This window comes from Paramesorhizobium endophyticum (assembly GCF_014640615.1).
Classification (GTDB): domain Bacteria; phylum Pseudomonadota; class Alphaproteobacteria; order Rhizobiales; family Rhizobiaceae; genus Paramesorhizobium; species Paramesorhizobium endophyticum.
The window spans coordinates 15939-36113 of record NZ_BMHH01000028.1; the positions used below are offsets into that span (position 1 = coordinate 15939).

A 20175-nucleotide genomic window follows, 5' to 3' on the forward strand; every position below is an offset into this window, starting at 1 on the left:
AGATATCATGTCACGGCACATCAGGCTGTCCGGCCGCTTCATTCTGATATCCCTCGTGCTGGCGGGGCTTTCGGCCTGCGCGCGCGGGCCCGAGTTTGAAGGGGCACCGCAGGCCGGCGCTTCGAACACCGGCACATGGCCCACTTTCGCCAAGCCGCCGCAGGGCGCAACCACGCAATTCTCGACGCAGGATGTGCAGAACCTGAAATCGCAGCTCGAATCGGAGCAGAGCCATCAGCAACGCATGCCGGCTCCGCCACCGGTAAACCAGGCGCAGGTGGACGCCCAGCGCAAGCAGGCGCAGGAAGAGGCGGCACAGACGCTCAAGGAAATCGAGACGGAGAGCAATTAAGCGGGAGATCACATCATCCCGCAAGTCGCATGATCGCTGCCTCTGGCATATTATTGCGGTATTGCCACTTCTCGTGAAATAATCGTTCCCCTTACGATCAACAGATCGACCCTTTCCGCGAACGGGTGTATAGCCGGTTCGTATTTTTCAACCCGCACCGGAACCAACGACAATGTCTGAAGAGTTTCACAAAATCCGCCGCTTGCCGACCTACGTCTTCGAACAGGTGAATCGCCTGAAGGCCAGTGCGCGAGCCGCCGGTGCAGACATTATCGATCTGGGAATGGGCAATCCCGATCTGCCGACGCCGAAGGGCATTGTCGACAAGCTTTGCGAGGCGGTGCAGGACCCGCGTACGCACCGCTACTCGGCTTCGAAGGGCATCCCCGGCCTTCGCCGCGCGCAGGCGCAATATTATGCGCGCCGCTTCGGCGTGAAGCTCAATCCCGATACGCAGGTCGTCGCGACGCTCGGCTCCAAGGAAGGCTTCGCCAATATGGCGCAGGCGATTACCGCGCCGGGCGATGTCATTCTCTGCCCGGATCCGACCTATCCGATCCATGCCTTCGGCTTCATCATGTCCGGCGGCGTCATCCGCTCGATCCAGGCGAAGCCGGACGACAATTTCATCCCGACGCTGGAGCGCGCCGTTCGCCATTCGATCCCGAAGCCGCTGGCGCTGATCCTGAGCTACCCGTCGAACCCGACCGCGCATATCGCCACGCTCGATTTCTACAAGGATGTCGTGGCCTTCGCGCGCAAGCATGACATCATCATCCTTTCCGACCTTGCCTATTCGGAAATCTATTTCGACGACACGCCGCCCCCCTCGGTGCTGCAGGTGCCGGGCGCGATGGATGTGGCCGTCGAATTCACCTCCATGTCAAAGACCTTCTCCATGCCGGGCTGGCGCATGGGCTTCGCTGTCGGCAATGAGCGGCTCATCGCAGCGCTGACGCGGGTGAAGTCCTATCTCGATTATGGCGCGTTCACGCCGATCCAGGTGGCGGCGACCGCTGCGCTCAATGGCGATGGCACCGACATCGCGGAAGTGCGCTCCATCTACAAGCGCCGCCGCGACGTGCTGGTGGAAAGCTTCGGCCGGGCAGGATGGGACATCCCGTCCCCGGCGGCAACCATGTTCGCCTGGGCGCCGATCCCTGAGCGCTTCCGCAAGATGGGCTCGCTCGAATTCTCCAAGCTGCTGATCGAACTGGCGGATGTGGCGGTCGCGCCCGGCGTCGGCTTCGGCGAGCATGGCGACGATTACGTCCGCATCGCGCTGGTCGAGAACGAGCACCGCATCCGGCAGGCGGCACGCAGTATCAAGCGCTTCCTTGCAACCAAGGAAGAAAATCTGCACAACGTCATTCCGCTCGAGGCGCGCCGCTGATCGCGGCGCACCATACCGATACTTAAGAGAATAGTTTCAGAGGCACGATCATGACTGATGCATTGCGGATCGGCGTTGCCGGGCTCGGCACCGTGGGCGGTTCGGTTTTGCGCATTTTGCGCGACAAGGCCGAGATGCTGACCCGCCAATGCGGTAAGGAATTGGTCGTGACTGCTGTTTCTGCGCGCGACCGCTCGCGCGACCGCGGGATCGATCTTTCCGCCGTCGAGTGGTTTGAGGATCCGGTCGCGCTGGCCAATTCCGATGGCATCGATGTGTTCGTCGAGCTGATCGGGGGCGAAGACGGCCCGGCCAAGGCGGCGGTGGAAGCGGCGCTCAAGGCCGGCCATCATGTGGTGACGGCCAACAAGGCGCTGCTCGCCAGGCACGGCGTTGCGCTCGCCAAGATCGCCGAGGACAAGGGCGTGCTTCTCAATTTCGAGGCGGCGGTGGCGGGCGGCATCCCCGTCATCAAGGCGATGCGCGAATCGCTGACCGGCAACACCGTGTCGCGCGTCTATGGCATCATGAACGGCACCTGCAATTACATCCTGACGCGGATGTGGGACGAGGGAATTTCCTTCGAGGAATGCCTCAAGGATGCGCAGGAGTTGGGCTACGCTGAGGCGGATCCGACATTCGACATCGAGGGCAATGACACGGCGCACAAGCTGGCGCTGCTGACGAGCCTCGCCTTCGGCACGCAGATCGCCGCCGACGATATCTATCTCGAAGGCATCAGCAACATCTCACTTGCCGACATCCATGCCGCCGACGAACTGGGCTACCGCATCAAGCTCCTGGGCGTCGCGCAAAAGACCGACACCGGCATAGAGCAGCGCGTCCACCCCACCATGGTGCCGACCTCGTCGGTCATCGCTCAGGTCCATGGCGTGACCAATGCGGTGGCGATCGAGACCGACCTTCTGGGCGAGCTTCTCCTCTCCGGCCCGGGCGCGGGCGGCAATGCGACTGCCTCAGCCGTGATCGGCGATATTGCCGACATCGCCAAGAGCCGCCCCGGTTTCCAGCACGGCCCGGTGTTCGGCACGCCGGCCAAGGCGCTGAAGCCTTATCAACAGGCGCAGATGCGTTCCCATGCCGGCGGCTATTTCATCCGCCTGACGGTGGAAGACCGCACCGGCGTCTTCGCCGCCATCGCCAAGCGCATGGCCGAGAACGACATCTCGCTCGAATCCATCGTCCAGCGCCCGCCGATGGAAGCGGCGGACAAGAACACCAAAACCGTGATCCTCGTGACGCATGAGACGACGGAAGCCGCGGTGAAAAAGGCGCTCGACGCCATCCTTGACGATGGCCATCTGGTGGATAAGCCGCAGATGATCAGGATCGAGCGGGCGGGCTAAGGGCCTCTTTTCGCGCCGCTTGTCACGCTTTTGCGGGGGAAGAATCTCGCAAGTTTATGGAAGCGACAAGAAAAGGAAGCTGTGCAGTGTATGTGACTCGTCACGATCACCCGCGTCAGCATGGTCCCGATTTCGCCCTGCATAGTAATTTGTGCAGGGCGGAAAAGGATGACATCGCTCATTTTTTCTGCCTTTTCTGAAGGCGCGGCTGATGCCGTTGCCGGACATTTCGCCAGCACGGCTGCTCGAGCAGTTTGGAAACCGGACAGCCATGCCTGGCAGAATCGGGCAGATTGCCATGTCTCTTGTTTCCATCCAGAATCTTTCGCTTACCCTTCATGCTCCTTATCTCCCATCTCGACTTCGTCATCGGTGAAGGCGAGAGCCCGTTCCCGGGGCAAGCGCCGCCAGGGACAGCGATATCGTGATCGCAATAGCTTTCATTCGAGGATTCCACGCCGTCCGGGTTGCTCGGATAGACGCTTGGGCGCATCGGAAAGTTGCGCGGCTCGCTCCCTTTTCGCGCCGCTTCGAAATTTTTTCCGAAAAATCCATTTTAGCTGTTGCGGGAGAAAAAGTTCCTCTCTATAAGCCCACTCACTCGCGGGCGCCCATCGTCTAGCGGTTAGGACAGCGCCCTTTCACGGCGCAGACAGGGGTTCGATTCCCCTTGGGCGTACCAATCTTTTCAATGCCTTAGACGCCCGCGAGTTTCTTCCTTCCCGACATCGAAGCGAGAATTGTGCCAGCCCCATGGGCTATGCTAATGGCGCTTCATGCAGTTCATTCTTCCCATGGTTTCCGGGCGGCTGGAACGCCGCTACAAGCGCTTCCTCGCCGATGTCACGCTGGATGACCGGCGGTTCATCACCGCATCCGTGCCGAACACGGGTTCGATGCTGGGGCTGAGCGCGCCCGGCTCCCGCGTCTGGCTCAGTATCACCGAAGGCGGCGCGCGCAAATATCCGCACACGCTGCAAATCGTCGAGGCGGATGGAACATTCGTCGGCATCAACACCGGCCTTCCCAACAAAATAGCCGAAGAAGCGATTCTGGCGGGCCTCCTCCCCTCGCTCTCCGGCTATGCCACCTTGAAGCGCGAGCAGAAATACGGGCGGAACTCCCGCATCGACCTTCTCTTGTCCGATGAATCGCGCCCGCTCGCCTATGTCGAGGTCAAGAATGTGCATTTCATGCGCGAGGCCGGCCTCGCCGAATTCCCGGACACGGTGACGGCGCGCGGCGCAAAACATCTGGAAGAACTGGGCGACATGGTGGAAGCTGGCCACCGGGGTGTTATGCTCTTCGTCATCCAGCGTGGCGATTGCGGAAGATTCCGTCTTTGCCACGATCTCGACCCCGCCTATGTCAGGGCATTCGAACGGGCGCGCGCACGCGGGGTTGAGGCTTATGCAATTCGATGCCAAATATCGCCTGAGGGTATTGTCGCGGAATGCGCGGTGCCGATCGACGGAATGGATTGAGACCAATGGTTACCTATCTCGACGCGGCAAGCGCGCCTTTGAAATTCACCGGCCAGATCCGCCTTTATGACGCGGAAGCCTTCGAGGGCATGCGCAAGGCCTGCCAGTTGACGGCGCGCTGCCTGGACGAGCTCAATTCCATCGTCCGGCCTGGGCTGCCGACCAATGAAATCGACCGTTTCGTCTATGAGTTCGGCGCGGATCACGGCGCGATTCCCGCCACACTCAATTATCGCGGTTACACCAAATCCGTCTGCACCTCGATCAACCATGTGGTCTGCCACGGCATTCCCGACGATAAGTCCCTACGCGAGGGCGATATCGTCAATATCGACGTGACCTATCTGCTCGACGGCTGGCATGGCGATTCCAGCCGCATGTATGCGGTGGGCGAGATCAAGCGCGCCGCCGAGCGCCTGCTGGAAGTAACCCATGAATCGCTGATGCGCGGTATCGCCGCCGTCAAGCCCGGCGCGCGCACCGGCGCCATCGGCGCGGCCATCCAGACCTATGCCGAGGCCGAGCGCTGCTCCGTGGTGAGGGATTTTTGCGGTCATGGCGTGGGCCGGCTGTTCCACGACGCGCCGAACATCCTCCATTACGGCACGCCGAACGAGGGCGTGGAGATACGCGAAGGCATGATCTTCACCATCGAGCCGATGATCAATCTGGGCAAGCCGCATGTGAAGGTGCTCTCCGATGGCTGGACGGCGGTGACGCGCGACCGCTCGCTCTCCGCACAATACGAGCACACGGTCGGCGTGACGAAAGATGGCTGCGAGGTTTTCACGCTGTCGCCCGCCGGAATATTCGGCCCCCAATCTACGCGCGAAAAAGAATAGCCACAGGATAGATAAAAAAGAGGAGTTGACCGGAGCCAAGCTTATTTGGCTTATACTCAACTACGCATAAATTCATTCTGCGGTGCGGGGGACGACAAGGAATGGCGGGCGATAAAGATCGCAAGCACGGCTTTCGTGAGGAAAGCACGCCGGCCGAATTCGCGGAGGCCGTCGAAACTTCCGTCGTCAAGGCATCCCGCCCGCATTATGAGGGCCACCGCGAGCGGCTGCGCCGGCGCTTTCGGGAAAATGGCGGCGACGCGCTGGCCGATTATGAATTGCTTGAGCTTCTGCTGTTCCGCTGCGTACCCCGCGCCGACACCAAGCCGCTAGCCAAGGCGCTGCTGGCGCGGTTCGGCTCCTTCGCGGAAGTACTGGGCGCGCCGGAGCGACTCCTGACAGAGGTGCCCGGTTGCGGTCCAGCCATCGCGACGGATCTCAAGATCATCGCAGCTGCGGCTCAGGCCATGGGCCGTGCCACCATCAAGGGGCGCGAGGTGCTGGGTTCCTGGAGCAAGGTCATCGAATATTGCACCACGGCGATGGCCTATGAAGACCGCGAGCAATTCCGCATCCTGTTTCTCGACAAGAAGAACGGTCTTATCGCCGATGAGGTGCAGCAGGTCGGCACGGTCGACCATACGCCCGTCTATCCACGCGAGATCATGCGCCGGGCGCTGGAGCTTTCCGCCTCGGCCATCATCCTCGTCCACAACCACCCCACTACCCTCCTCTCGATCACGGTCGATCACGCTGAAGCACAATGAATCACAAGCATTTTCTGGCTTGCGTACAGGGGACGGTTTTGGCAAACTGGGGGCTGTTGAAGGGGTAGCAAACGGCTTCCAGCTCCCGAGCACCGATCCCAGTTTCTCCTCTTCCGATCCCAGTTGCGGAGCAGGAGGAACGCTATGTCGAGCCTTACCGACACCGCCATCCGGCAAGCGATGAAGCGGGTGGAGCTCACAAGGAAACAAGAGAACCTCGCCGACGGCGAAGGGCGCGGCACCGGCCGGCTTGTTCTCGTTCTCAAGCCAATGCCGAAGCGCGTAACCGCCGATTGGATGGCGCAGCAATGGCGTGACGGGAAACGCGCGAAAAAGAAACTCGGCTCGTATCCCTCGATGTCCCTCGCGCAAGCGCGTGAAATTTTCAAACGCGACTTCGCCGATGTGATCCAGAAGGGTCGCAGTATCAAGATCGCGGCTGATACTCGACCGGGCACCGTCGCCGATCTGTTCGAGGGCTACGTCGCCGCGCTGAAAGCTGCCGGCAAGCCCTCCTGGAAAGAGACGGAAAAAGGCCTCAATAAGATTGCCGATACGCTCGGACGCAATCGCCTCGCCCGCGAAATCGAGGCCGAAGAAATCGTCGAGCTAATCCGGCCGATCTATGAGCGCGGCGCCCGATCGATGGCTGATCATGTCCGTTCCTATATCCATGCCGCCTTTAGCTGGGGAATGAAATCGGACAACGATTATCGGAACACATCTCCTCGCCGCTTCCGGATTCCCTTCAACCCGGCCGCCGACATCCCCACCGAACCCAAGGTCCAGGGCACCCGCTGGCTTAGTGAGGATGAGTTTGTCCAGCTCTATCGGTGGCTCGAGTGCCCTGACACTCCTGTCCACCCCTCGTATCCGCGCGCCGTGCAGCTCATCATGCTCACCGGCCAGCGCGTCGAGGAGATCGCGCGGCTGCATGTCGATCAGTGGGACGCCGCCGAGCGGATCATCGACTGGTCGAAAACGAAGAACCTGCAGCCGCACGCGGTTCCGGTCCCGTCGCTCGCAGCGGAGCTCATCGAGTCGATCAAGCCGAACGAATACGGCTGGTTCTTCCCTTCGGCGAAGGACCCTTCGAAACCGGTCAGCCACGGCACGCTTTACAGTTTCGTCTGGCGGCAGCGCGACCGCGGTGTCATCCCTTATGCGACCAATCGCGACCTTCGGAGGACGTTCAAGACACTCGCCGGCAAGGCGGGTGTCCCGAAGGAGATTCGGGACCGCCTCCAGAATCACGCGCTGCAGGACGTTAGCTCCAAGAACTATGATCGCTGGCATTACATGCCGGAGAAGCGCGCCGGCATGGCGCGCTGGGATAAATTCGTCCGTGCGCTCCTGAAAAAGAAGAAGGGCAACAGCACGTTGAAGGCTGCCGCGTGAGCCACTGGTCTTTCCTTCCCGCCGGCATGCTTGTCTTCTTCTGTTCAATCGCGCCCGCCATTGCTGACCCGTGCAAAGCCCCCCTGCCCGCCCAAGCAGGTACGCGGTTCTCCGGCACGGTCCAATACGTTGGCGATGGAGACGGCCTTTGCGTCGGCAGGACGGTCGACCCCAACGAGTGGATCGAGGTTCGCCTTGCTGATTTCGATGCGCCCGAGGTTCATCAACCCGGCGGCGCGGCGGCTAAGGCGGCGCTTGAGCACATAGCCCTACATCGCGAGGTCACATGCACCGTGAAGCGCGGCCGCAACGGCCGTGTCGTCTCATTCGACCGCGTGATCGCGCGCTGCCAAATCGCCACCGACAGCATCGGAGACATTCTCCGCCAGGTCGGTATCGCCGCGGGTGGCAACTGATGCCTGACACATTGACCCTTGACCCCGACATAGCCTGGAGGCTATATGAACTGGGACGTCAGACTGCATGACGCCTTCGAGGCGGAGTTTCTGGTTTTCGAGCGCGGGGTCCAGACCGAATTGCTGGCCGTCGCGAAGCTGCTCGCCGAATACGGCCCGCAGCTCGGTCGGCCCTATGTCGACACGCTCAAGGGCTCGAAACACACCAACATGAAGGAGATGCGTTTCTCGGCCGCCGACGGCGAATGGCGCGCAGCCTTCGCGTTTGACCCGGAACGGAAGGCTATTCTCCTGGTCGCGGGTGACAAGTCGGGCGTTAGCCAGAAGCGCTTCTATAAGCAGCTTATCGCAAAGGCGGATAGCCGGCTTTCCGACCATCTGGAAAACCTGAGATCCGCAAAGAAGGGATGGTCCTATGGGACGGAGCATCGATCAGGTTATAGCTTCCCTGCCCCACGACCAGCAGGAGCAGATCGAGGCGCGCTATGACGAACTCCGGCAGGAGGTCGAAGGACTCCGCGAGCTACGTCAGATCGTGGGCAAGGCCCAGGAAGATGTCGCTGGTGCCTTGAACATCAAACAGCCCTCGGTCTCAAAGATCGAAAAGCAGGCCGATATGTATCTATCGACGTTGCGCAGCTACGTTGAGGCGATCGGCGGCAAGCTTGAACTCACCGTGAAGCTGCCGTCGCATCCGCCCCTCAAGCTTCACAGCCTGGGCGACGTGATTGCATCGAATACGCCCACGCGCGCCCCCGCCCGCGTGCGGAAAGCCGCCAGAGCCCGCTCTTGATGCTTCAGTTCGACGGCAATTGGCGGTTCGACAGTCCCGGCGCGATAGAGCCCGTCGTACAAGAGGGCTTTCGCGACCTTATCAACCGCATCAGCGCACAAGGGCATCGGAAGGCCATTTTGGAGCATTTCAAAGCGCGATTCTGCGCGACCGCCAGCGCCGAGTATTGGCCGAGCACCAACGAGCGGTTCGCCTCCGAAGATCTCGACCGAGACATGGAACGCGCCGGTGAGAATGCTCCGGTCTTCATCGAAGCGTTCTGGGACGCATGCCAGGAACTTCGGGCTCGCGATCCGGCGATGGTGATACTGGAAGCTGGGAGGATCAATCGCATCCTCGCCGACGCCAACGTCGGCTATCAGCTGAATCCTCCGATGCTGGTCGCCACCCGCGTCCACATTCCGATCACCGTTCCGGACGCGCCCCCGTCCCTCGATGTCCAGGCGCGAGCCCTCATCCACGAGTCCCTCGACGCGTCTCAGCGGTTCCTGAGCGAGGGCAACGGCCGTCAGGCTGTCCAGGAAGTGTTCTGGCTTCTGGAAACCATCGCAACCGCCTTTAGGGGCCTCGACGTTGCCGATGGAAGCATCCAAGGCCGCTACTTCAACAAGATCATCCTCGAATTGCGCCAGCGCGGCCGAGGGCACCAAGAGCAGATCCTGAACTGGATGATGACGCTGCATGGATACCTGTCGTCGCCCACAGGCGGCGGGGTGCGTCATGGCGTCGATCTTAAAGAGGGCCTCGCTCTCGGCATCGACGAGGCGCGTCTTTATTGCAACCTCATCCGCAGCTACCTGACGTTTCTGACCGCGGAGCACGAACGCGTCAGCCGAGGCGTCGTGTAAAACTCAAAAGAGAAGATCGTGACCCGCATTTTCGACTTCGATGGACCAAACCTTGATCGTGGCTTCATCAACCTCAGGACGGCTGACCATCCAGTCGAGAAGGAATTGCACGACCTCATCGAGCGAATGTGGGAGCGCTACGAGCCGTATGCCGATCCGGATTTCCGCCATGGCTTTGCGCGCGACGTCGACGGCCGTTTTTGGGAAATTTATCTTGGCTGCGCCCTCCTCGACGCCGGCCGCAGCCTGCTGCCGGTTTCCGAACGCTTGCGCGAGGGTGGTCAACCCGACCTTTGCGTTCTAACGGACGAAGGCCGAATCTGGATCGAAGCCATCGCGCCAGACGAAGGTGACCCTGGCCCCGATCAGGTGATCCGGCCCGTTCCAATGAACGACGGCGGTGGCCTCAGCGCCGCACCAATCCGTCAGGCGCAACTTCGCACCACCAGCGCTTTCTGGACCAAATTCCGGATAGTTCGGCACTACCTACGAGAGGGTGTGATCGGCGAGAATGACGTTCGCATCATTGCGATCAGCGCGAGCCGGTTTGGGGTTTATGTGCCCGAGCACCCACCGCTGATTATGACCTCCCTGTTCCCGATCGGCGACGCCTACATCACCATCGATCGCGAGACGGACGAAGTGGTGGATCAAGGTTTTCACGCCGCGCCGGAGATCGCGCGTCAGGGCGGGCCGATCCCGCGCACCGCCTTCCTCGATCCGGCTTTTGCCGATGTCTCCGGCGTTTTATGGTCTCGCGTCAGCCTGGGCAATCTCTCCCGCAGGGCCAGGCCGCTGACCTATGTCCACAACCCTCTCGCTACGCATCCGTTGCCGGTCCGCTGGGGTGTCTGGGACCGAGAATTCGTGACTGTGGTCGATGGCGAGAATTGGCAAGCCACCGACATCCTCGCACCGGAGCCAGAAACCGAACCATCGGCGGCCGAATGAGCACGACGCCGATCGACGTGTGGAATATCGGGATGGCCTTTCTCGTCGAAATCAGGGCTTTGAGCGCCGATGGCTAAGACACTCGACGAGGACGCCATCGAACGCCACCAGGAGGCGCTGATCGAGCCGGCAGCCACCCTGTATGCTGTCCAGAAGGTTTTCGGAGAGCAAGCCAAGGCCAAGTCGATGGCCGCATACGGACGGCTGATCGACGCCCACATGTTGGCGACCGGCGTACTCGCAAGCGGCATTTTGCGTATCAATGGCGCCGTCGTTGAGGGCGATCAGACCACCTTCGAGCGCGACGCACTGTTCGCCGCCTTCATCATCGGCCTTGAGGCCTGTGAGCGAGCCATCGCCGAGGCCCGCTATCTGCAGGCCCACGCGTTGCTGCGCCAGGAGCTCGAGATCCTCGCCCAGCTCAAGGCGGTTGGTGCAAACCGGCGAAAGCCCAACGGCGCTCCGAACGTCGCAGCTCTCGAACAATCGCTTGGCCGTCTCTATGGCGGGCTTTCCGCAGCCGCCCATGTGTCCAGGCATGACATCGTTCAGAGCGCGACCGCGTGGGACGGCGAACTGGACGGCTTGCCCGGCCCGACAAACATGACCCGCTATTTCCCGGAGACGGAAGAAGGGCTCGCAAGACGATCCTACGCCCTCCACATTTACATGATCATCCGCCTCGTTGAGGAATTGAGCGTTGATCTTGACGCTCGGCATAAATCAGCAGCGTTTACCGACGCGGAATACAAGGCGCTGAATCTTGCAATAGACTTGATGGCGGCGGAAGGAATGCTTGAGATCGTCACTAACGCCGATTCGAACAGCAATACTGATAATTAGTGGATTGCCGCGTCGTTCGATCGCTCGTCCGACGCATGACGATCAATACGCTTGGGGGAGCAAATGCCAGCAACTGCATTTTCCGTGAAGTTCGAGCGCGAACTGGATGTCGACCAACTCGCGATCCTGATGACCGGCACACAGCCGACGCAGGACCACGATGGGGCCGAACTTCTCAGCATGTTCAGCGATGCGATCCGTGCAGACGTTCAATGCTCATCCTGCGGTAAATTCGGCGCTCACATCGTACGGCCCGCAAAGTCGCGAGCATCCAAGGCAGTCCTCCGGCAAGCCCACTTCAGGTTTGTCGATCCGAATGGCGGCGACGCCCACCATCCATTCTGCGAATTCCACGGGAACGACGAAACTCGTTCGACCCAAGATGGCCTCCTTGACTTCGGATCGGAAAAAAGCGCTGAAACGAGAGCCATACGGCTCCTGGTATGTAAGGGCATCGAGCAAGGCATATTTGACCAGCGTCGTATCCGGGACATGCGGCAGTGGTTCTTCGAACTTAAATCCGCCACCCGCTTCACGGTATCGATGCCCTTGGAGGCTATCTCTTGGGCCCATGCACTTCAGCGCCATCCCCACCACCAGCGCTGGCAGTTCCACCCATCCCAAGCAGAGATGCCCGCCTTCGATTGGAAAGCCGCCGCAAAAAAGCAGTTCACCGAAGAGCACCTTCATCTGTTCGAACTGGTGAAGGGCGGATTGCTACCGTTCGAGGAAGCGACGTGGCGGCAAGCGAGCGAACTCGCCCAGAAAAATCATGGGCGCGAGGTGTTCGACGTCACCAAGCTGCAGCCGTACTACGAGGCCGCGATCTCGCTTTGCACTTTCGTCGTCGCGAACGGCGGCATCGATTTCGGCAAGCGGCAGCCCGAAATTTATCGATGGAAAGGCGCGCCAACGGCATTGCTTGCTCTATGCGCGCTGATGTTGTTCGTCTCCGATTGGGACATGAACGCTGCGATCGCAGCGTTCGCCAAGCTGTTGTCCACGCCGGAACCTAGCGACCTTGCGCTCGGCAACGTCATCGGACTCAATCCCTTTCACGAGTACGGCGCGTGGCGCCTCATTATCGCGTCCGCCGAAGTCGCCGCCAACAGCCCGAACGGACTGGATTACAGCGCCCGGCTCGCCGCAATCGAGACTGCACTGCGCGAGCAACATCGGCAGTGGAAGGAACACCAGCCCTAGAGTCGGCTCAGAAACGTCGAAGCCGACCGAACCGCTCAGGCGATTAGTTCTATCTCGCCAGGCTCGAACCATTCCTGCCGTATCATCGTGTCGCGTGCCAGCGTCGGATCAGCAGTGTAGTAAACGACTGCGAGGCTTTGCTCGGCGCGGCTGCAGGTCACATAGAATAGTCGCCGCGTCCGATCGATGGTCGTCTCCTTCCCTGCCGCTTCATTCTCAAGATCCGTCTTGCTCATCGCCTTCGTCTCGAAAAGCTTGTCATAGGCGAACATGAAACCGCGGGCTTCATGATCGCTAACGACAACCATTACCCTTGGAAATTCCAGCCCTTTTACCCCCTGGTGCGTGTCGAACTGCGATACGCCACGAACGTAGCTATCATATCGCTCGATCTGGTCGAAGGGCGCCTCAAGTGCCAACCGCCAACCGCCCAACTCGCTTTTGACATCGACTTCCTCTTCCTGATCGACGGCGTCACCGGCTGCGTCAATCTCGCCTTCCGCGATGACGGCATCGGGGGCTGAAAACGGGACCAACACTTCGGGGATGGTGAAGAGGTTAGTTTCGGCGACATAGCGCAGGACCGAGCGCGCAGTCGGCTTCTCATCGGCGTTTACCAAGGCCAGCAGGCCATTGCAGGCAGCCCTGACCTTGCTGAGAATCTCGATCTGCTTCTCGCCGGCGGCTTCGAGCGTTTTGCGATCGAGGAGTGGCGATGTGCGCCGAACGACTGCGGCGACGGCAAATGGATCTCCCGCACGCAGGGCCGCGACCAGCGGCAATATCTCACGGGTGAAAAGGCCGATGCCCGCGCCTGTCCCTTGCAGAAAGCTCGTGCGGATGCGCTCGACCGCGTAGAGAGGCTCGAAGAACTGTTCGAAGCCAAAGCGGCGCGCGGACATTAGGTGCTCCAGCGCCAGCGTCTTGACCGCTTCGGCTCCCTCCGCCCAGCTTGGGTCCCCGGTGATCTCCGCCATTCGTGCACCTACGGTGGCCTCGGCTGCGCTCTTGTCGGCTATCGACTGCGAGACGACGAACAGCCGAACAACGCCCTCCTCTGCATCGCTCCGTGGTTGCTGTTCCTCGCCATCCTCATCTCGTCTAATTTTGTTTATCAGCGTAATGACTCGTGTGGGACAACGATGGTTCATCCGCTTCCTCGGCTTGGCCCAGGCCTGCGGGATGGCCTCGGCCAAACGCTCCTTACCATCGGCGTAGATGCGCTGCATCGTGTCGCCGAAAAGTCCGAGACAAAAGGCGTCGCGATATCCCGCCTCGACATCGAGCAGCGCGTCCATGAGCCTCCGGCTGGTGTCCTGGCTCTCGTCGATAAGCAGAATTGGAAAGCGGGTTACTAACAGCCGGCGCAAACCAGGCTTTGCGGTGAGAAAATCGGCGGTCATCGCAATGACCTCCGCATGGCTGAGAGAGTCCCGCGTACGGTTGTCGCCGGTGGGACTGTAAACGAATCGCGTAATTTCGGCGAGGTTCGCACGGCGTCTCCGCTTGCTTTCGATCGAGCGAGCGCGATCCAACGCGGCTTTGCTGTTTGCCCGTCCCTTCGCCTGTGCTTCTTCCAGTTCGGCGATATCCTCAAGGAGCCTGGTCGATAGCCACCCTCGAATATCTCCGTCATAGCCAGCAATCAGCGACCATGCGAAAGCGTGGATGGTCGAAACCTCCACGCGTGGATCGAACTCGAGCCGCTGTTTGATCTCGTCGCAGGCGGCATTGGTGTAGGTGATCACCCCGATCTTCTGACCGGATAGCGATAAACACCGGCCCTGCTCCTCACACACAGTTCGGATCGCCTCAACGAGGGACCGCGTCTTGCCCGATCCGGCGCCAGCGTAGAGAAAGAAGCTTCTTGGCTTCTCGATGTTCAGGCAAGCGAGGATCGCTTCGTCGGCATCGGAATCAAACTTGTCGTCAACCGCGCTCATGCGTCGGCCCCTTCGATTTCGACGACGACATCCTCTTCGAGCGGAGGGCTGACCTCTACCTCCTCCTGTGTCGGCGCCTCCTTCACCAGGGACAAAACCTCGACCTGCTTTTTCTTGAGCTGTGCGAGCAGCCACTCGAGTCCCTCGGCGATGTAGCGCGGCACGATGATCGTGTCGAAGTTCTCAACCTCAATCAGGTCAAGCGCAAACTCGGCCTTCTTGCCGTTCTTGAGGGCGAGGTACATTCGCTCGCCGATAGCGGCCGCGCCGCCGCCACTCGCGATCGCATCGCGAAACTTACGGACCAGGCCCGTGCCATCCTGTTCGGAGAAGAAGCTGAGGTTCTCAAACGCCAGCGCGTCCTCAAACGTATACGGATATGCGATCTCCGGCCCTACGATACCCGGCGACGTCACACCCAAAGGCATTTGATATGCGGCCCGCACGGCGAATAGCTGGTCGTCGTCCTCATGCAGCGTCCTCGTCCGGGCATCAGCCCGCATGAGCTCATCGACGTCGTCGAGCTTTGGTACCCAGGTCTTCAGCGTCGCATTGTTGGTTTTCTGGCCAGCGCCCTTCGCGGGTTGGACGGAGGCGCCGCCCGTTCCATCCAGCGTGTCCAAATCAGTGATAATCAGGGTCAGCAAACCGAGGTGATCAATCAAGGGCTTGAGACGGTGCGCGTGACTTCCTCCGATTTCAAGCAATGTGATGTAGCACTGATTGAGCTCGTCGTAGTGCGTGCGGATGAAATTCGGGACGAGCATGCGTTCGGCCGGGCCCTCCACCAAAATAGCCGCGTCGGCGAAGAACAGATCGGCGTGTTGGGCTCGAAGATATCGAGTCACGAAACGCTCGGTCTCACTACCTGGGCCAAAAACCTCCGACAAATTGATGACTGTGGAGACTGGCACGTTCGCAGCCATACCTGCAGGCAGTCGCCGAAAGTAGCGCAGACATGAGAACGACGTCTCATGCGTGACGTGACTCGAGTGGGTGCTTACCACCAATTGGGTGCGCAGCTTTCGGCTGTCGCCGAGGTCCTCGTGCGCACGCAGCACCGAATATGCCTTCTTTATGAAGACTTGCTGGACCTGTGCATGCAAATGCGCCTCCGGTTCCTCGACCAGGACGAGATGGAGAGGTTCAATGGCGGTCACCGTCACGCCTGTTGACGCCTTCCCGACACGCATCCAAGCGTCACGAAAGCTCATCAACCGGAATATCATCGATATCAGGTTTTGATAACCGAGGCCGTTATTTGATTCCGGCAATCGCAACACAGGGGTCGTCGCGCCGTCCTCAGCAACGACATCCACCTCGAAGCTAATCGCCGCATTGTGGTTGAGACCGTCGATAGCTTTCAAGCGCGTCGAAATACGGGGACGCGGATCGGTCACCCCAGGGTATCCCATACCCTCGACCTCGGTGAAGGCTGCCTTGAAACTCTCGGCGAGCCGTTTGTCGAATGCGTCCTGCGCGGCTTCTATCGCTTGCAACGCGCCAAGGTCCTTCGGATCTGGGCCCTTCGTCGGGTCGAGGTGTTTGGCGTAGTAGCTTCTAAGTTGGTCGGACAGCCGACTGCCGCTCGCCGCCGCGGACGCATCATCATCCTCCGCGGCCTGCTGCTCCTCACCGAAGCCCCTTTGCGCCGGAATGTCATGAACTCGGATCAGGCCACTCAATGGGTCGCCGTCGGTCGACCGAGATCCACTGGGAAGAACCTGCGGACGCGCCAGAGATTTGGCAGGAGCGACAAGCTGACCCGGATCCAACGAGTAGGCCCGAATGGTGAAGTGCGTCGACAAACGCTTGCTCAGAAAATCGATTAAACTCTCCGGCCAGATCCTAAGCTTGGGCGGAGTAGCCAGTGGATCAGCGTCGTCATTCTCTGCGGCGGTGGCTGCGACCGCCGCAGCCCTCATCGCCTCAGCGTCGCTCACCGAGCCCATGTATTCTTTGTACAAGAGCGCAAGGTCTTTCGGCTCGTAGCGCAGCCGAACGCCAAGCCTTCCCCCCTCCCAATCCAAGGTCGGGATGAGGTCACGGACGTAATGCATCTCTCCCGCCTCGACGTGCAACCACAGGTCCAGAGTCGGCAAGACGCTAACCCACGGGTCGACGATCAGGTCAACGACCTCCTCCGCGTTGCGGGCAGCTATCCACGCCTCGCCTAGCTCGATGATCGTGGGCCAATGGCACAGCGTGAAATCGTGTATCTCGAATGGACAGCGGCGCGGTGACAGGAAGCGGCGTAGCGCAAGCATCGCCGACGTCTTGCCGCTGTTGTTTGCTCCAACGAAGAGTGTGGTAGTGCCCGAAAGGTCGACCCGCGTCGACAGTAACTTCCTGAAATTGGCGATCTCTAAAAACTCTATATGCACTGCCAGCGTCCCCCAAGCCTCGGTCTACGGTAACATCATCCCCATGTTGTTCCATACGTTATACTTTTCTGACCGATAACGGCAGTCGCTTACGCGAACATTTCGTCCGGACCCAGTATGGAGCGCGCTGCGCCCCTACCAGCTTAGCGATACTCTCCGCTATCCACGATTTCTCACTCATGCGGCGCAAGCTTCCTACGCTGCTGAGCCGACTTGACTCTCCGTTACGAAGGTGCGAACAAATCAAGAACATAATACTGAACCCGTCCCACCAAGGCAAGAAGGAGCCTGCGCCCGAGTCCGCCATTGGAATCGTCGAATGCCTCAGGTGAGGAGCGGAGCGATTGAGAGGTTATCCCGGTCCGGGGTTAGGCGCGAATCATAAGTGAACCGCGCCGAGTTTTCCGGAGGCTGTTTGGTTTAAGTTATGCGGCCATTGCTGGCGCGTCCAGCATGGCGTAATATCGTGCCTCGGCTTCGGCTGGCGGTATATTCCCGATGGGCTCCAGAAGCCGTCGGTGGTTGAACCAGTCGACCCATTCGAGGGTGGCGAACTCGACCGTTTCGAAGTTCCGCCATGGTCCTCGCCGATGGATGACCTCGGCCTTGTAAAGACCGTTGATCGTTTCGGCCAGAGCATTGTCGTAGCTATCGCCGACGCTTCCGACGGAGGGATCGATGCCCGCTTCGGTCAGCCGTTCCGAATATCTGATCGACAAATATTGCACACCTCTATCGGAGTGATGGACGAGGCCGCCGCCCTGAACCGGACGCCGGTCATGGAGGGCCTGCTCCAGAGCATCGAGAACGAAGCCGGCATTCGCCGTCCGGCTCACCCGCCAGCCGACAATGCGGCGGGCGAAGGCGTCGATGACGAAGGCAACGTAGACGAAGCCGGCCCAGGTGGCGACATAGGTGAAATCCGAAACCCAGAGCCGGTTCGGCGCGGACGCCTTGAACTGACGGTTGACGCGGTCGAGCGGACACGGCGTTGCCTTGTCGCTGACGGTGGTGCGGACCGGCTTGCCACGGATGACGCCCTTGAGGCCCATCGATCGCATCAGCCGGGCTATGGTGCATCGGGCAACCTCGAAGCCCTCCCGCTGCAATTGCCGCCAGACCTTGCGCACGCCATAGACGCGGAAGTTCGCCTCGAATACACGGCGGATCTCGATCTTCAACGCGATATCGCTGCGCCCGCGAGCTGACAGCCGGCCCACGTCCTCACGCTTTGCGACATGCTCATAATAGCTGGAGGGGGCAATCGGCAGCAGCCTGCAGATCGGCTCGACCCCGAACACCGGGCGGTGCTCATCGATGAAGGAGATCATCGCTTCAATGGGCGGTCGAGCTCCGCCATCGCGAAATATGCAGATGCTTTGCGCAAGATTTCATTGGCCTGGCGAAGTTCGCGGTTCTCCCGCTCCAGAGCCTTCATCTTCTCGGCCATGTCGCTGGGGATACCGGCGCGTTGGCCGCTGTCCACTTCCGCCTTCTTGACCCATTCATGCAGCGTATGCGCCGAACAGCCGATCTTGGCCGCTATCGACGAAACCGTCGCCCAGCGCGATGGATGCTCAGCTTCATGGTCCAGAACCAGCCGCACCGCGCGATCCCGAACTTCAGGTGAAAATTTGTTGGTCGTCTTGCTCATCTCGGCTCCACTGTCTCACAAGTTGGAGCCTCCGGCAAACCCGGCGCGCGTGTGGATGCCCCCGGTTTGGCAAGAAGATTTTGTCGTCCGTGAAGAATGAGGCGGGTTAAACTGCCGATGCTTTTTGCGCGAAGGCGAGCCATGCAATCAGCAGCCACGCCAAGCTCTTCAGCCATTTGATGATGAGAGAGAAGTTATAGCCTGCGGCGGCGAGAACGGCGTTGATGGCATCGCCATGTTTGCCGGCCAGATAGTTGCGGTCCATGCGGTGTTCGGCTTTGATATGGCCGATGACCGGCTCGACGGCGGAACGTCGCCGCATCTGGCGCTTGATGGCCGGGGTGACATTGCGCTTCTGACCAGCGGTGAAGACCCGGAGCTTGTGGCTATCCGGTGCATTGTGGCCGCGATAGCCGGCATCGGCGAGGATGCGTCCGATCTCATTGCCGATGGTCTTTTCCATGTCGGGAATGACGGCTGCCAACGTATGGCCGTCATAAGGATTGCCGGGCAAGGCTTTTGCATGCAGGGCGAACTGGCCGCCCTTTGATCGCTTCAATGTGGTGGCGACCGAGACTTTGACGCCGAACTCATAAGGCCGGTGTGCCTTGCCTTTGCCGATACATTCGACCTCCGGCGCATGCAGGCTGTAAATCTTGCGGCCACGCTGGCGCTGGCGTTGCTCCAGCACCGTGTTGGCCTGATGCAGCGGCCAGAGGAAGACGGAACGCAGCGCTTCGTCCTCGCCAATCCGGCGCTGGATGTCGCGGATGGTGCGGCCCAGATAGGTCTTGAGCGTCCGTAGTGCCTTCCTCGCCCGCTTGAACTGCTTGGCATGAGCGTAACGCTGGTGCTGGATCAGCGCCAGCTTTCCAACCCGGACATAGGTCTGACGTAACGTCATGCCGTTCTTCTTCGCCAGTTTCACCAGCCGCTCGCGCGCCCGGTTGAGGAGCTTGGCATCGGTGGGAAACATCACATTCTTCGGCTGGACGGTCGTATCGACGATGACCTGTCGCGTATCCTGCGGCTGCATCGCTCCGGTCTTGACCGCCACCGCCAGGCTTTCCTGCAACAGCGCGCTCACGCGATCCTCGCCCATGCGATTGCGCCACCGCGTCATCGATGAACGGTCGAAGGGGAGCTTATGACAGAAGAACTCTTCGCCGCACAAATATTGGAAATAAGGATTCTCCAGCCAGCGGACGCACAGTTCCTCATCCGACAGATTGAAGGTGTGCTTCAAGATCGCCAGCCCGGCCATCAGCCTTGTGGGAAGCGGCGGCATGCCGGGGCGGTCGGAATAAACCTCGCCGAAGCGCTGCTCCAGATGCGGCCAGTCGATCTCTCGCGCCAGCCGCACCAGTTCGTGCTTCATGTTGAGGATCTGATCCAGCCGGGAGCGGAACAAATCCTGCTCTCCCGTCTCGCGCCGCTCGCGTGGTCTCGACATCGCCATTCTCCGGTTTGTCGTAAGCGCTTTCCCGCTGCCCTCCTGCCGCGGGAGATGTGAGCGTGCGAAGAAGGCTCCGGTTAG

Annotated in this window: 16 protein-coding genes, 1 tRNA gene, 2 pseudogenes and 1 other annotated feature; of the genes and pseudogenes, 15 read left to right on the forward strand and 4 right to left on the reverse strand. The window is 60.4% G+C overall.

The window, feature by feature from the left end; genetic code table 11:
• The first annotated feature begins 7 nt into the window (after window positions 1–7).
• The 15 genes and pseudogenes from IEX53_RS21275 (at window position 8) to IEX53_RS21345 (ending at window position 12657) form a co-directional block, all read left to right on the forward strand.
• Window positions 8–352: a hypothetical protein gene (locus IEX53_RS21275; RefSeq protein ID WP_188826192.1), complete on the forward strand. Its 345-nt coding sequence runs from the start codon at window positions 8–10 to the stop codon at window positions 350–352.
• Between the two features lie 172 nt (window positions 353–524).
• A complete protein-coding gene (locus IEX53_RS21280; protein ID WP_188826193.1) occupies window positions 525–1745 on the forward strand; it encodes an LL-diaminopimelate aminotransferase in 1221 nt (406 codons plus the stop codon).
• 50 nt (window positions 1746–1795) lie between these two features.
• Window positions 1796–3112: a homoserine dehydrogenase gene (locus IEX53_RS21285; RefSeq protein ID WP_188826194.1), complete on the forward strand. Its 1317-nt coding sequence runs from the start codon at window positions 1796–1798 to the stop codon at window positions 3110–3112.
• Between the two features lie 607 nt (window positions 3113–3719).
• Window positions 3720–3794, forward strand: a tRNA-Glu gene (locus tag IEX53_RS21290).
• Window positions 3795–3888: 94 nt separating this feature from the next.
• Window positions 3889–4596 (forward strand): DNA/RNA nuclease SfsA, encoded by a 708-nt coding sequence (gene sfsA, locus IEX53_RS21295; RefSeq protein WP_188826195.1) that lies wholly within the window; start codon window positions 3889–3891, stop codon window positions 4594–4596.
• Between the two features lie 5 nt (window positions 4597–4601).
• Window positions 4602–5438 (forward strand): type I methionyl aminopeptidase, encoded by an 837-nt coding sequence (map, locus tag IEX53_RS21300; RefSeq protein WP_188826196.1) that lies wholly within the window; start codon window positions 4602–4604, stop codon window positions 5436–5438.
• Between the two features lie 188 nt (window positions 5439–5626).
• Window positions 5627–6163, forward strand: a pseudogene (locus IEX53_RS21305) (JAB domain-containing protein); the annotation flags it as partial.
• A gap of 186 nt (window positions 6164–6349) precedes the next feature.
• A complete protein-coding gene (locus IEX53_RS21310; protein WP_188826198.1) occupies window positions 6350–7603 on the forward strand; it encodes a tyrosine-type recombinase/integrase in 1254 nt (417 codons plus the stop codon).
• On the forward strand, window positions 7600–8019 hold the full coding sequence (locus IEX53_RS21315; RefSeq protein WP_210311683.1) for a thermonuclease family protein: 420 nt from the start codon (window positions 7600–7602) through the stop codon (window positions 8017–8019). The genes IEX53_RS21310 and IEX53_RS21315 overlap by 4 nt, the downstream gene beginning before the upstream one ends.
• Window positions 8020–8064: 45 nt before the next feature.
• A pseudogene (locus tag IEX53_RS21320) lies at window positions 8065–8427 on the forward strand (type II toxin-antitoxin system RelE/ParE family toxin); the annotation flags it as partial.
• Between the two features lie 7 nt (window positions 8428–8434).
• The gene (locus IEX53_RS21325; RefSeq protein WP_188826200.1) at window positions 8435–8812 is read left to right on the forward strand and encodes an XRE family transcriptional regulator; all 378 of its coding nucleotides are present in this window, start codon (window positions 8435–8437) and stop codon (window positions 8810–8812) included.
• Window positions 8812–9660, forward strand: a complete 849-nt coding sequence (locus IEX53_RS21330; RefSeq protein WP_188826201.1) for a hypothetical protein — start codon at window positions 8812–8814, stop codon at window positions 9658–9660. Before IEX53_RS21325 ends, IEX53_RS21330 begins: the two co-directional genes overlap by 1 nt.
• Before the next feature lie 18 nt (window positions 9661–9678).
• The gene (locus tag IEX53_RS21335) at window positions 9679–10611 is read left to right on the forward strand and encodes a hypothetical protein (protein WP_188826202.1); all 933 of its coding nucleotides are present in this window, start codon (window positions 9679–9681) and stop codon (window positions 10609–10611) included.
• A gap of 69 nt (window positions 10612–10680) precedes the next feature.
• The gene (locus tag IEX53_RS21340; RefSeq protein WP_188826203.1) at window positions 10681–11454 is read left to right on the forward strand and encodes a hypothetical protein; all 774 of its coding nucleotides are present in this window, start codon (window positions 10681–10683) and stop codon (window positions 11452–11454) included.
• Between the two features lie 63 nt (window positions 11455–11517).
• A complete protein-coding gene (locus tag IEX53_RS21345; RefSeq protein WP_188826204.1) occupies window positions 11518–12657 on the forward strand; it encodes a hypothetical protein in 1140 nt (379 codons plus the stop codon).
• Window positions 12658–12692: 35 nt separating this feature from the next.
• On the opposite strand, the gene IEX53_RS21350 is transcribed toward IEX53_RS21345, so the two are convergent.
• The 4 genes from IEX53_RS21350 to IEX53_RS21365 form a co-directional block, all read right to left on the reverse strand.
• A complete protein-coding gene (locus IEX53_RS21350) occupies window positions 12693–14600 on the reverse strand; it encodes a UvrD-helicase domain-containing protein (protein ID WP_188826205.1) in 1908 nt (635 codons plus the stop codon).
• Window positions 14597–16984, reverse strand: coding sequence for an AAA family ATPase (locus tag IEX53_RS21355; RefSeq protein WP_188826206.1), 2388 nt, complete (start codon window positions 16982–16984; stop codon window positions 14597–14599). The genes IEX53_RS21350 and IEX53_RS21355 overlap by 4 nt, the downstream gene beginning before the upstream one ends.
• Window positions 16985–17409: 425 nt before the next feature.
• A protein-coding gene (locus IEX53_RS21360; RefSeq protein WP_188826207.1) for an IS3 family transposase occupies window positions 17410–18638 on the reverse strand; the annotation gives its coding sequence in 2 pieces (ribosomal slippage) (window positions 17410–18344 and window positions 18344–18638; 1230 coding nt in all).
• Window positions 18241–18357 (reverse strand) — a sequence feature (AL1L pseudoknot). It overlaps the preceding gene by 117 nt.
• A gap of 106 nt (window positions 18639–18744) precedes the next feature.
• Window positions 18745–20091, reverse strand: a complete 1347-nt coding sequence (locus IEX53_RS21365; RefSeq protein WP_188826208.1) for an IS5 family transposase — start codon at window positions 20089–20091, stop codon at window positions 18745–18747.
• Window positions 20092–20175 lie beyond the last annotated feature (84 nt).